13 protein-coding genes are annotated in these 12293 nt (G+C 70.8%); 7 read left to right on the top strand and 6 right to left on the bottom strand.

Annotation, left to right across the window (positions count from 1 at the left end; all coding sequences use genetic code 11):
- The first annotated feature begins 27 nt into the window (after nt 1-27).
- The 3 genes from ACF07V_RS22035 (at nt 28) to ACF07V_RS22025 (ending at nt 1987) form a co-directional block, all read left to right on the top strand.
- Nucleotides 28-288, top strand: a complete 261-nt coding sequence (locus ACF07V_RS22035) for a UBP-type zinc finger domain-containing protein (protein ID WP_329851676.1) — start codon at nt 28-30, stop codon at nt 286-288.
- A 260-nt stretch (nt 289-548) separates the two neighbouring features.
- The gene (locus tag ACF07V_RS22030; protein ID WP_019889334.1) at nt 549-962 is read left to right on the top strand and encodes an anti-sigma regulatory factor; all 414 of its coding nucleotides are present in this window, start codon (nt 549-551) and stop codon (nt 960-962) included.
- Nucleotides 963-1039: 77 nt separating this feature from the next.
- Nucleotides 1040-1987 carry a SigB/SigF/SigG family RNA polymerase sigma factor gene (locus tag ACF07V_RS22025; protein WP_392156453.1) on the top strand — a complete coding sequence of 316 codons (948 nt, stop codon included), beginning with the start codon at nt 1040-1042 and terminating at the stop codon, nt 1985-1987.
- 6 nt (nt 1988-1993) lie between these two features.
- Here the strand turns inward: ACF07V_RS22025 and ACF07V_RS22020 are convergent, their stop codons facing one another.
- Nucleotides 1994-2416, bottom strand: a complete 423-nt coding sequence (locus ACF07V_RS22020; RefSeq protein ID WP_392156451.1) for a hypothetical protein — start codon at nt 2414-2416, stop codon at nt 1994-1996.
- Nucleotides 2417-2541: 125 nt separating this feature from the next.
- Between ACF07V_RS22020 and ACF07V_RS22015 the strand changes: the two genes are divergently transcribed.
- Together ACF07V_RS22015 and ACF07V_RS22010 are read left to right on the top strand one after the other, a co-directional pair.
- Nucleotides 2542-3510, top strand: a complete 969-nt coding sequence (locus ACF07V_RS22015; protein ID WP_392156449.1) for a diacylglycerol/lipid kinase family protein — start codon at nt 2542-2544, stop codon at nt 3508-3510.
- A 316-nt stretch (nt 3511-3826) separates the two neighbouring features.
- Nucleotides 3827-4084, top strand: coding sequence for a WhiB family transcriptional regulator (locus ACF07V_RS22010; RefSeq protein WP_003953983.1), 258 nt, complete (start codon nt 3827-3829; stop codon nt 4082-4084).
- A gap of 150 nt (nt 4085-4234) precedes the next feature.
- Here ACF07V_RS22010 and ACF07V_RS22005 read toward each other — a convergent pair whose 3' ends face one another.
- Nucleotides 4235-5701, bottom strand: a complete 1467-nt coding sequence (locus ACF07V_RS22005; protein WP_392157047.1) for a sensor histidine kinase — start codon at nt 5699-5701, stop codon at nt 4235-4237.
- 454 nt (nt 5702-6155) lie between these two features.
- Nucleotides 6156-6752 carry a TetR/AcrR family transcriptional regulator gene (locus ACF07V_RS22000; protein ID WP_392156448.1) on the bottom strand — a complete coding sequence of 199 codons (597 nt, stop codon included), beginning with the start codon at nt 6750-6752 and terminating at the stop codon, nt 6156-6158.
- 83 nt (nt 6753-6835) lie between these two features.
- Here ACF07V_RS22000 and ACF07V_RS21995 point away from each other — a divergent pair, with 83 nt between their 5' ends.
- Both ACF07V_RS21995 and nagB read left to right on the top strand, forming a co-directional pair.
- Nucleotides 6836-7600: an SDR family oxidoreductase gene (locus tag ACF07V_RS21995; RefSeq protein ID WP_392156446.1), complete on the top strand. Its 765-nt coding sequence runs from the start codon at nt 6836-6838 to the stop codon at nt 7598-7600.
- 183 nt (nt 7601-7783) lie between these two features.
- On the top strand, nt 7784-8569 hold the full coding sequence (nagB, locus tag ACF07V_RS21990; protein WP_392156445.1) for a glucosamine-6-phosphate deaminase: 786 nt from the start codon (nt 7784-7786) through the stop codon (nt 8567-8569).
- Nucleotides 8570-8635: 66 nt separating this feature from the next.
- On the opposite strand, the gene ACF07V_RS21985 is transcribed toward nagB, so the two are convergent.
- From ACF07V_RS21985 to ACF07V_RS21975, 3 genes are read right to left on the bottom strand one after another with little or no spacing between them, the layout of a single operon-like run.
- The gene (locus tag ACF07V_RS21985) at nt 8636-10159 is read right to left on the bottom strand and encodes a glycoside hydrolase family 3 protein (RefSeq protein WP_392156444.1); all 1524 of its coding nucleotides are present in this window, start codon (nt 10157-10159) and stop codon (nt 8636-8638) included.
- 9 nt (nt 10160-10168) lie between these two features.
- Nucleotides 10169-11005 carry a carbohydrate ABC transporter permease gene (locus ACF07V_RS21980; protein ID WP_392157045.1) on the bottom strand — a complete coding sequence of 279 codons (837 nt, stop codon included), beginning with the start codon at nt 11003-11005 and terminating at the stop codon, nt 10169-10171.
- 32 nt (nt 11006-11037) lie between these two features.
- The gene (locus ACF07V_RS21975; protein WP_392156442.1) at nt 11038-12060 is read right to left on the bottom strand and encodes a carbohydrate ABC transporter permease; all 1023 of its coding nucleotides are present in this window, start codon (nt 12058-12060) and stop codon (nt 11038-11040) included.
- Nucleotides 12061-12293: the final 233 nt, after the last annotated feature.

The raw sequence follows: 12293 nt of genomic DNA, 5'->3' as shown, positions 1-12293 counted from the left end.
CCCGTGCCGCAACGTAACCTGGCCATCATGAGTGAGTGCCCGCACGTAGCAGAAATGCCGCGCCCCGAACCGGCGCCGCTGGCCGACACCTGTCCCGAGTGCCTCGCGGACGGTACACACCCGGTCCAGCTGCGGCTCTGTCTGAGCTGCGGGCACGTGGGCTGCTGCGACTCCTCGGCGGGGCGCCACGCGACGGGGCACTTCTCGTCGACCGGGCATCCGGTGATGCGGACCTTCGAGCCGGGCGAGGCCTGGCGCTGGTGCTTCGTCGACGGTTCGATCGTCTGACGGCCGGTGTGCCGCTCCGCGGCCGGCACGGTCACCGACGGTTCGACCGCCCGGACGCTGGGTACGTCACCCCTCCGCGGGTTCTCCGCGGCCGCCGGGGGCGGGGGCGAGGGACCACCTGGTCTCCGGGGCTCCCGGCGACACGGCAGGATGGATCGCGATAGCGTCACGGCGGACCGCGCAGGCTCCCTGCGTACCGCCCGGTCCGGGGGCCTCTCCCCCCGGACCCCGAATGAGCTTGTGCCACCTTGGAGGTGAGGGTGTCCCAGATCGCAGGCGAGCCCGGGACCCAGGACTTCGTGGAAGTCCGGCTGCCCGCTGCGGGTGCCTATCTGTCCGTGCTGCGTACGGCCACGGCCGGCCTCGCGGCGCGCTTGGACTTCACCCTCGACGAGATCGAGGACTTGCGGATCGCGGTCGACGAGGCCTGCGCCATCCTGCTCCAGCAGGCCGTACCGGGATCCGTCCTCAGCTGTGTCTTCCGGCTGGTCGACGACTCCCTCGACGTGACCGTCTCCGCCCCGACGACGGACGGCAGGGCGCCCGAGCGGGACACCTTCGCGTGGACCGTGCTGTCGGCCCTCGCCGGGAAGGTGGAGTCGTCGGTGGCCGATGACCGTACGGTTTCGATCAGCCTGTACAAACAGCGCGGCGCGGGGCCAGGCCCGGCGTGAGGAGCGGGGACGCGACGGCCGGCATCCCTGAGCAGCAGGCGCGGCCGAACAGGGTCGCTACGGAGCAGGCGGACCACATGAGCGAGCACGAGCAGCACCACGAGGTTCCCGAGACACCAGGAGTCTCCGAGGCCCCCGCGAGTTCCGAGGGCTCCTCCGAGGCTCCCGAGGCGCTGACCGCCGACGACGCCGAGGAGGCCGAGGTGGTGGAGAAGGCCGACGACGCCGAGGAGGACGACGAGGGTCCGGACGCCCACGCCGTCCCGGACCCGCACGACCGGAGCGGCGCCCGCGCCCTCTTCGTCCAGCTGCGCGAGCTGCCGGAGGGCTCCCCGGAGAAGGCCGAGCTGCGCAACCGGCTGGTGCGCATGCACCTGCCGCTGGTGGAGCATCTGGCCCGGCGCTTCCGGAACCGCGGCGAGCCTCTGGACGACCTGACGCAGGTGGCGACGATCGGCCTGATCAAGTCGGTCGACCGGTTCGACCCGGAGCGCGGGGTGGAGTTCTCCACGTACGCGACGCCGACGGTCGTCGGCGAGATCAAGCGCCACTTCCGTGACAAGGGGTGGGCGGTCCGGGTGCCGCGGCGGCTCCAGGAGCTGCGGCTCTCGCTGACCACGGCGACGGCGGAGCTCTCTCAGCAGCACGGTCGCTCGCCGACGGTGCACGAGCTGGCGGAGCGGCTGGGGATCTCGGAGGAGGAGGTCCTGGAGGGTCTGGAATCGGCCAACGCCTACTCGACGCTCTCCCTGGACGTCCCGGACACGGACGACGAGTCGCCGGCGGTGGCGGACACGCTGGGCGCGGAGGACGAGGCCCTGGAGGGGGTCGAGTACCGCGAGTCGCTCAAGCCGCTGCTCGAGGACCTGCCGCCCCGGGAGAAGCGGATTCTGCTGCTCCGCTTCTTCGGGAACATGACCCAGTCGCAGATCGCCCAGGAGGTGGGCATCTCACAGATGCACGTCTCCCGGCTGCTGGCCCGGACCCTGGCGCAGCTGAGGGAGAAGCTCCTCGTGGAGGAGTAGTCCTCGTCAGGCTTCCTGACCGGGGCGCCGGATGCCGAGCGCCTCGGTCGTGGCCGGGTTCACGAGCAGGACGAGCCCGGTCACGGCGAGGGCGGCCACGGCGATCCCGTAGGGGATCACGCCGTCGGTCTGGAGCATCTGCCAGGCGACCGGCAGGGCCAGGATCTGCGTGATCACGGCCGGGCCGCGGCTCCAGGAGCGCATCCGCCACAGGCCGCGGGCGGCGGCGAGCGGGATCAGGCCGAGCGCGATCACGGTCGCACCGCCGGTCACCCCGCTGGTGAGGTCTCCGCCGCCGGAGCCCCCGTCGAGGAGGGCCCGCACCAGCATGTAGACGCCTCCGGCGAGGAGCCCGAGGGCCTCGACGAGGGCCACGCCCGCGGCGGCGGCCAGGCGGGCGGGGCGGGGGGTCTGCTCCGTACTGCTCATGGAGGGCAGCGTAACGGGGGCGGCCGGAGAGCAGGGTCCGGGACCCCGGCCGGGGGCTCCGGCGGAGGTGTCCGGGGGCTGGGCTGGACTGCGCCCGGTACCGCCGGGTAGGTACGCTGGCGACCATGCGCGCACTTCTCGTGGTCAACCCGGCAGCCACCACCACCAGTGCCCGCACCCGTGACGTGCTCATCCACGCGCTGGCCAGCGAGATGAAGCTGGAGGCGGTGACCACCGAGTACCGGGGACACGCGCGCGACCTGGGCCGGCGGGCCGCCGACGCCGGGAACATCGACCTGGTCGTGGCCCTCGGCGGGGACGGCACGGTGAACGAGGTCGTCAACGGACTGCTGCACGAGGGGCCCGATCCGGACCGGCTGCCGAGCCTCGCGGTGGTCCCCGGCGGCTCGACCAACGTCTTCGCCCGCGCGCTCGGACTGCCGAACGACGCCGTGGAGGCGACCGGCGCCCTGCTCGACGCGCTGCGTGAGCGGCGGACACGGACGGTGAGCCTCGGGCTCGCGTCCGGGACGCCGGGCACCGAGGACGAATCCGTACCCGAACGCTGGTTCACCTTCTGTGCCGGACTCGGCTTCGACGCGAGCGTCATCGGCCGGGTCGAACAGCAGCGCGAGCGCGGCAAGAGATCGACCCACGCCCTCTATCTGCGCCAGGTGGTGCGCCAGTTCCTGGAGGAGCCGAACCGCCGGCACGGCACGATCACCCTGGAGCGCCCCGGCGCGGAGCCGGTCGAGGACCTGGTCCTCTCCATAATCTGCAACACCTCCCCCTGGACCTACCTGGGCAATCGTCCGGTGTACGCGTCCCCGGAGGCGTCCTTCGAGACCGCGCTCGACGTCCTCGGACTGCGCCGGCTCTCCACTCCGGCGGTGGCCCGTTACGGCACTCAGCTGCTCACCTCGACCCCGGAACGGGGTCCGCGCGGCAAGCATGCCGTGTCTCTGCACGACCTGACCGACTTCACCTTGCATTCGAAGGTGCCCCTCCCCCTGCAGATGGACGGAGACCACCTCGGACTGCGTACGAGCGTGACGTTCACAGGCGTTCGCCGTGCACTGCGTGTGATTGTGTGAGTGGAAGGGCCCAAAGTCCTTTCACTCGAACGTTTAGGCGCGCATCCACCCCTACGAAGTACGGCTGTGACCTAGCCGACACCGAGGAATCAAAAAAAACTTTCCGGAAGGGGTTGTATCCGCCCCTGGGGTTTGGGAGTCTCTTCTTGGCGATCGGGACGGCCCGCAAGACCGGCCTCCACTGAGAGCCAGAACCCCTCCTCAGTAACGGACCACACCAGTTCACCTGGCAGTCGGCCCTTCCCTTGCGGGGGGATTCGTGAAAGCGTTCACATTCACAAGCAACTCGCACGTAACACTGAGAGAGGTAGCAGCCATGGACTGGCGTCACAACGCCGTTTGTCGTGAGGAAGACCCCGAGCTGTTCTTCCCCATCGGCAACACCGGTCCTGCGCTGCTGCAGATCGAGGAAGCCAAGGCCGTCTGCCGCCGCTGCCCCGTCATGGAGCAGTGCCTGCAGTGGGCGCTCGAGTCCGGCCAGGACTCCGGCGTCTGGGGTGGCCTCAGCGAGGACGAGCGCCGCGCGATGAAGCGCCGTGCCGCTCGCAACCGGGCGCGTAACGCCAGCGCCTGAGCCACCTGCACAGCCTGAGGCACGCGGCGCGTACACCGCGTACGCAATCACCGCCCCCGAGCCGCAGCGCGCAGCAGTAACCCACAGCATTCGAGCCCCGGACCGATTCCCTTCGGTCCGGGGCTCGCTGCTGTGCGCTTGCCCGTACGGCTACTTCTGCGGCCGTACGGGGATGTCGAGGACCACCTTCGTGCCGCGCTCGGCGCCCGGCAGCATGTCGAAGGAACCGCCCAACTCCCCCTCCACCAGGGTCCGTACGATCTGCAGGCCGAGGTTGCCGGCCCGCTGCGGGTCGAAGCCCTCGGGCAGACCGCGGCCGTCGTCCTGAACCGTGATCAGGAGCCGGGCGTCCGCCCGGGTCTCGCCGCGGACCGCGCTGACCTCGACCGTGCCCTGCTCACCCTGCGCGAAGGCGTGTTCGAGGGCGTTCTGCAGGACCTCGGTGAGGACCATGGAGAGCGGGGTGGCGACCTCGGCGTCGAGGATGCCGAAGCGGCCGTTGCGCCGGCAGGTGACCTTGCCCGGCGAGATCTCGGCGACCATCGCGATGACGCGGTCGGCGATCTCGTCGAACTCCACCCGCTCGTCCAGGTTCTGGGACAGCGTCTCGTGGACGATCGCGATCGAACCGACGCGCCGCACGGCCTCGTTGAGGGCCTCGCGGCCGCGGTCGGAGTCCATCCGGCGGGCCTGCAGGCGGAGCAGGGCGGCCACCGTCTGGAGGTTGTTCTTCACCCGGTGGTGGATCTCCCGGATGGTGGCGTCCTTGGTGATCAACTCGCGCTCGCGGCGGCGCAGTTCGGTGACGTCCCGGAGCAGGACGAGCGAACCGATGCGGGTGCCCTTGGGCTTGAGCGGGATCGCCCGCAGCTGGATCACCCCGCCGTTGCCCTCGACCTCGAACTCGCGGGGCGCGTAGCCGGAGGCCAGTTTGACCAGGGCCTCGTCCACCGGGCCCCGGGAGGGGGCCAGTTCCGCGGTGATCTGGCCGAGGTCCTGGCCGACCAGGTCGGCGGCGAGGCCGAGCCGGTGGTACGCGGAGAGGGCGTTCGGCGAGGCGTACTGGACGACGCCCTCGGCGTCGAGGCGGACGAGGCCGTCGCCGGCGCGCGGCGAGGAGTCCATGTCGACCTGCTCGCCGGGGAAGGGGAACGTTCCGGCGGCGATCATCTGGGCGAGGTCGGAGGCCGACTGGAGGTAGGTGAGCTCCAGGCGGGAGGGGGTGCGGACGGTCAGCAGGTTCGTGTTGCGGGCGATGACGCCGAGGACCCGGCCCTCGCGGCGCACGGGGATGGACTCCACCCGCACCGGGACCTCCTCGCGCCACTCCGGGTCGCCCTCGCGGACGATCCGGCCCTCGTCGAGGGCGGCGTCGAGCAGCGGGCGGCGGCCGCGCGGGACCAGATGGCCGACCATGTCGTCCTGGTAGGAGGTCGGGCCGGTGTTGGGCCGCATCTGGGCGACGGAGACGTACCGCGTGCCGTCGAGGGTCGGGACCCAGAGCACGAGGTCGGCGAAGGAGAGGTCGGAGAGCAGCTGCCACTCCGACACCAGCAGATGGAGCCACTCGAGGTCGGAGTCGCTCAGAGCGGTGTGCTGGCGGACGAGGTCGTTCATGGAGGGCACGATGCGAGCGTACCTGCGGAATTACAGGGGCTGCGAACCTGGATCTCCGGGGCTCCGTGTTGGAGGATGGGCCGGGAAAGACCGCGTTCCTGTGGATGGACAGACAAGAATGGTCTAGTCCACAATGAATGCAACAGAGCCTCCATCCTCCCCGCACAGGAGGATGGAACGAGGTACCCGGCGCTCTCTGCCCTGACTGCGCCGAGACCTCCCACACGGCCGTGGGACCGCACACCCCCGGCCGGGCAACTCCGGGCTGCGGTGCCGGGCGGGCTGAGGGTCCCGCCGGGCGCCGCGGCCCGCGGGTCTTTCCGGGCCCCTCCCCCGACCTGGGGCCCTCCCCCGGCCTGACCCCCTCCCCCGGCCTGGCCCCCTCCCCCGACTCAGACGGCTCGGACCTCCTGCCGAGCCTGCCCGACCAGGCCACCTGCCGAGCCGCCCCGGCTCAGGCCTGCGGCCAGGCCCCCATCGCCGCCTCCGCCACCGCCGTCAGCTCCTCCGCCGTCGCACCGTCCCGGGCCTGCTGGGACATGCCCTGGAGGACTGCGCCGCTGAAGCGGGCGAGCGCCCGGGGGTCGGTACCGGCCGGCAGCTCGCCCGACTCGACGTCGCGGCGGATGCGGTCCTCGAAAGACGCCAGGTTCTCGTTCCTGCGGTCACGCAGCGCCTCCTCGACCTCGGGGGTCGAGCAGTTGATCGCGGCGGAGATCATCAGGCAGCCGTGCGGATGGCCGGGCTCCGTGAAGAGGACGGCGGCCTCGCGCAGCATGCGCCCGAGAGCGTCGCGGGCGGTCGGCTCCTCGGCGAAGGCGCGGGCGCCGTAGGCCCCGTAGCCGAGCGCGTACGCCTCGACGACCTCCTCGAACAGCGTCTTCTTGTCGCCGAAGGCCGCGTAGAGGCTGGGGGCGCTGATGCCCATCACTCGGGTGAGGTCGGAGACGGAGGTCGTCTCGTAGCCGTGCTCCCAGAAGGCCAGGGTCGCCTGCTCCAGGGCCGTGAGCCGGTCGAAGGAGCGGGGGCGGCCGCGCTGTCTCGTCACCATGGAGTGAATTCTATAGCGGTCACTACGGATCGTGGGGTACGGTCTTTGCGTAACGACCGCTACAGAATTAGGGGGGCGTCGCCATGGGCGTGCTCGACGGAAAGCTGGCCGGGAAGACGGCACTGGTCACGGGCGGCAGCCGGGGCATCGGGCGGGGCATCGCCGAGCGGCTCGGCCGCGAGGGGGCGCGGGTCGCGGTGCACTACGGGAGCAACGAGGGGGCGGCGAAGGAGACGGTCGCCGCGATCGAGGCGGCCGGCGGTTCCGCCTTCGCGCTGGGCCAGGAGCTGGGGGTGCCGGGGGACGCGGCGGCGCTGTGGCGGGCGTTCGACGCGCACGCCGACGGCCTGGACATCCTGGTGAACAACGCGGGAATCGGGGCGTCGCAGCCGTTCGCGACGATCGGCGACGAGGAGTACGACCGGATCTTCGCGGTCAACACGAAGGCGCCCTTCTTCCTGGCGCAGCTGGGTGCGGAGCGGCTGCGGGACGGTGGCCGGATCATCAACATCTCGACCGGCCTGAGCAGGGCGGCGGCCATGCCGGACCTCATCGCGTACGCGATGTCGAAGGGCGCCCTCGACGTCTTCACGCGCTACCTGTCGAAGGTGCTCGGCTCGCGAGGGATCACGGTCAACGCGGTGGCGCCGGGGATCGTGGACACCGACATCAACGCGGGGTGGCTGCGGGGGAACGAGGAGGCCTGGGCCGGGGCGGCGGCGATGGCGACGCTGGGCGCGGTCGGGACACCGCCGGAGATAGCGGACGTGGTGGCCTTCCTGGCCTCCGACGACGCGCGCTGGGTGACGGGCGACTGGATCGACGTGACGGGAGGCTCGCTGGCCTGACGCGGGGCGCCCGGGGCGGGGTTCGAGTGGCTGGTGGGTCGGGGGCGGCCGACGATGGAGACGGTGCCGTCCGCGGGGCGGAACGGCATGAGGGGAAGGCCTCCCCTCTGCTAGATTTGGACTTAGATTGGTCTATACCACACGGTCCTTTCAGCAGCCCCTCACCAGATCGGCAGGCACAGCGTGGAAGTTGTCATCGTCAAGGACGCCAAGGCCGGCGGCGAGCTCATCGCGGACGGCATCGCCGACCTCCTGCGCCGCAAGCCCGACGCGCTGCTCGGCGTGGCCACCGGCTCGACTCCGATCCCGATCTACGACGCCCTCGTCGCCCTGGTGTCCGCCGGCGCCGTGGACGCCTCCCGGGCGCGGATCGCCCAGCTCGACGAGTACGTGGGCCTGCCCGCGGGGCACCCCGAGTCGTACCGCTCCACCGTCCTGCGCCAGGTCGTCGAGCCGCTCGGACTCTCCCCCGAGGCGTTCATGGGCCCCGACGGCTCCGCCGAGGACGTCCTGGCGGCCTGCGAGGCGTACGACACGGCGCTGGCCGAGGCCGGCGGCGTGGACCTGCAGATCCTCGGCATCGGCACCGACGGGCACATCGGCTTCAACGAGCCGTGCTCCTCGCTCGCCTCCCGCACCCGGATCAAGACGCTCACCGAGCAGACCCGCGTGGACAACGCCCGCTTCTTCGACAACGACATCGAGCAGGTGCCGCACCACGTCATCACCCAGGGCATCGGCACCATCCTGGAGGCCCGTCACCTGGTGCTCCTCGCCACCGGCGAGGGCAAGGCCGAGGCCGTGGCGCAGACCGTCGAGGGCCCGGTGGCGGCGCTCGTGCCGGCCTCCGCGCTCCAGCTGCACCCGCACGCCACCGTCGTCGTGGACGAGGCGGCCGCCTCCAAGCTGAAGCTCGCGGACTACTTCCGGCACACCTTCGCGAACAAGCCGTCCTGGCAGGGCATCTAGGACCCCGTGCACGTACGGAAGGGGCCCGGCACCTGATCGAGGTGCCGGGCCCCTTCGTCGTCGCTCTCAGGCGCCGGTGCCGACCACGGCCTCCGCGGCCGCGCGGCCGCAGACCCGGGCCGCGCCGTGCGTGGCGATGTGCAGGGCCCCGCGGGGCTCCGCCTCGTTGAGGCCCATCTCGACCACGACGGTGTCGGGGCGGGCCGCGAGGAGGCCGTCCAGGGCCTCGGTCATCCACGGGTGCCGGTGGGCGTCCCGTACGACCGCCACGATCCGCCGCTCCCCCGCGGCTGCCAGGACGTCGGCCACGGACGACTCGTCGTACGAGCCGGTCTCCGTGCCGGGGAGCAGGCGCTCCAGCTCGGCGGCGATGCCCCAGGGCGTCTCGTCGCCGACCGCGAAGTTCGCGACGGGGGTGAAGGCGGCCACATAGGGGGCGTCGGTCATCGGCGTGTGGGGGTGCGCCCCGCGGGTCACCTTCAGGGCCCGGCGGGCCGCCACGAGTCCGATGTCGGTGCCGGGCGCGGTCCCCTCCTGCACTGCCGCGCCCGGCACCGATCCAGCCCCCCTGGCCCGGTGCGCCTGGGTCCAGGCCGCCAGGGCGCGCACGCGCGCCGCGGCGTCGGCCAGCCGCTCCTCGGGCAGTTCACCGGTCCGTACCGCGTTGACGAGCGCGTCGCGCAGCCGCAGCACGGTGTCCTCGTCGCACAGCCCGCCGCCGACGCAGATGGCGTCGGCGCCCGCGGCGATCGCGAGTACGGATCCGCGCTCGATGCCGTACGTCGCCGCGACGGCCTGCATCTCCATGCCGTCGGTGACGATCAGCCCCTCGAAGCCCAGCTCCTGGCGCAGCAGACCGGTGAGGATCTGCGGGCTCAGGGTGGCCGGACGATGGGGGTCGAGCGCGGAGAGCAGAATATGCGCGCTCATGACCGCTTTGGTACCCGCGGCGACGGCCGCGCGGAAAGGTACCAGCTCACGGGCGTGCAGTGTGGCGAGGTCCACATCGATCCGGGGCAGCGCGTCGTGGGAATCCACGTTGGTGTCGCCGTGTCCGGGGAAGTGCTTCGTGCAGGCCGCGACCCCGACGCCCTGGAGGCCGTCGACGTACGCCACGGTGTGCCGGGCGACCAGGTCCGGGTCCGGTCCGAAGGAGCGGACGCCGATGACCGGGTTCTCGGCGTTGGAGTTGACGTCCGCCGAGGGGGCCCAGTTCAGGTCGACGCCGCACTGGACGAGCCGGCGGCCGAGCTCGCGGGCGACGGCCCGGGTCAGCTCGACGTCGTCGACGCTGCCGAGCGCGTAGTTGCCGGGGAAGGACGAGCCCTGCTTGACCTCCAGGCGGGTGACGTCCCCGCCCTCCTCGTCGATGGCGACGAGGACGTCGTCCCGCTCGGCGCGCAGCTGCGCGGTGAGCGCGGCGAGCTGCTGGGAGTCGACGATGTTCCGGCCGAAGAGGCCGACCGAGGACAGGCCCTCGCCGATGCGGCGGAGCAGCCAGTCGGGGGCGGTGGTGCCGACGAAGCCGGGCTGGAGGACCGTGAGCGCGTCACGGGTCAGGGTGTCCGAGCCGTGTACGAGTGTGGTCATGGGGGTCCGTTATCCCTTCACCGCGCCGGCGGTCATGCCGCCGACGGCCTTGCGCTGGAGGAAGAGGAAGACGACGAGCACGGGGAGGGCGAAGAGGGTGGAGGCGGCCATGGTGGCGCCCCAGTCGCTGCCGAACGCGGTCTGGAACTGGGTCAGCCAGAGCGTCAGGGTCTGCGACTCCTTCTCCTTGTTCAGCATGAGGATCATGGCGAACTCGTTCCAGGCGGTGATGAAGCCGAAGAGCGAGGTCGACATCAGGCCGGGGGCGAGCAGCGGGAAGATCACCTTGCGGAAGGCCTGGCCCCGGGTGCAGCCGTCGATCTGCGCGGCCTCCTCCAGCTCGACCGGGACGGCGGCGATGAAGCCGCGCAGGGTCCAGATCGTGAAGGGGAGGACCATGACGAAGTAGATCAGCGTGAGCATCGGGATGCTGTTCAGCAGGTCGTTCTCACGGGAGATCATGTACATCGCGATGACCATGACCTCCCAGGGGGCCATCTGAGCCATCATCACGACCAGGACGATGCCCTTGCGTCCCCGGAACCGGAGGCGGGCGATCGCGAAGCTCGCGGCCAGGGCGACGACCAGGGCGAGCAGGACGGCGCCGATGGTGACCGTGAGGCTGTTGGTGACGTACGTCCAGAACAGGTCGACGCCGGTCGCGGTCGAGTAGTTCTCGAAGGTCGGGGTGAAGACGAAGACCGGGTCCTTCGTCATGATCTCGTGCTGCGGCTTCAGCGAGGACGAGAACATCCAGTAGACCGGGAAGATGAACACGACGGCGAGCACGAGGGCGCCGAGGTTCTTGGCGACGGCGGCGACCGTGAGCGGCTTCCTGGTGCGCAGCTTCTGCGGAGTCGGGGTGGTGGTGGCGGCGCTCACAGCTCCTCCTCCTCCTTCAGGATCAGGCGGAAGTAGAAGGACATGACCGCGATCAGCATCACGATCGTCAGGATGGAGATGGCGGCGGCGACACCGTAGTGGAACTGGCCGACGCCCTCGATGTAGGCGAAGACCGGGAGGGTCTCGGAGCCGCGGTCGGGGCCACCGAGGTTCATGGCATAGACCTGGGCGAACGCCTTGAAGATCCAGATGATCTCCAGGAACGTCGTGATCATGAAGAAGGACTTCAGGTTCGGGAAGACCACGGCCCAGAAGGTGCGCCAGCCGCTGGCGCCGTCCATCTTGGCGGCCTCGTACAGCTCGGAGCCGATGGTGGTCAGGCCGGCGTACATGTTGAGGGCGACGAACGGGACGGAGCCCCAGACGAGCAGGATCAGGACGATGACGAGGGTGGAGAAGCCGGTCTCGAACCAGTTGTGCTGGTCGTAGCCGGAGAAGCCCAGCGTGCGCATCAGCCAGTTCACGACGCCGAACTGCTCGTCGAAGAGCCAGCGGAAGACGGTGACGGAGGCGACGATCGGCATGGCCCAGGCGAACATCAGGGCCAGCGAGAGGACCAGTCGCATCTTCTTGCCGAGGCGGTTGAGCAGCAGGCCGATGCCGGTGCCGATCGCCATGATGAGGGCGACGTTGACGGCGGTGAAGACGACGCTTCGGACGACGACGGTCCAGAAGTCCCCGTCGCCGAGGAGCTCGGTGTAGTTGTCGAAGCCGGTCCAGACCGTCTCGCGGGTGATGAACTCCTTCCGGTTGAGCTCCTGGAAGGAGAGGATCACATTGCGGATCAGCGGGTAGAGCAGCAGCACCGCCATGGACAGCAGGGCGGGCGCGACGAGCAGATACGGCAGCACCCCGCTGGGCAGGGAGCGCCTGCCGCGTGGAGGCTGAAGGACTTCCTTCGGGCCCGAAGAGGGAGGCGGAGTCTGAGACTTCCCTGCCGCCCTCCCGGGCGCGTCCTGGGGACCGGCGGTCGCCGTCCCCTGGGAGTCCACGGTCATGGTCTTATTCCTCGCGGTTCTGGGGCTCCCGCGCCCACCGGGGCACGGCCCGGGGGAGCGGGCCGCTGATCACTGCATCGCTGCAACGCGCCGGTGGTGGGGGCGGGGGGGCCCCCGCCGCCCCCCCCGGGGGGCGGGTTTATTGGGGGTTTTTGGGGCGGTGTTTTGCGTGTGGGGCGCCGCGCCCGCCCGCGTGGGGGGCGCACCCCGCAGGAGCAAGGTGAATTTTTTCG

This window comes from Streptomyces sp. NPDC015661 (assembly GCF_043077765.1).
Taxonomy (GTDB): Bacteria; Actinomycetota; Actinomycetes; order Streptomycetales; family Streptomycetaceae; genus Streptomyces.
This window is presented reverse-complemented; position numbering and strand designations above follow the sequence as displayed.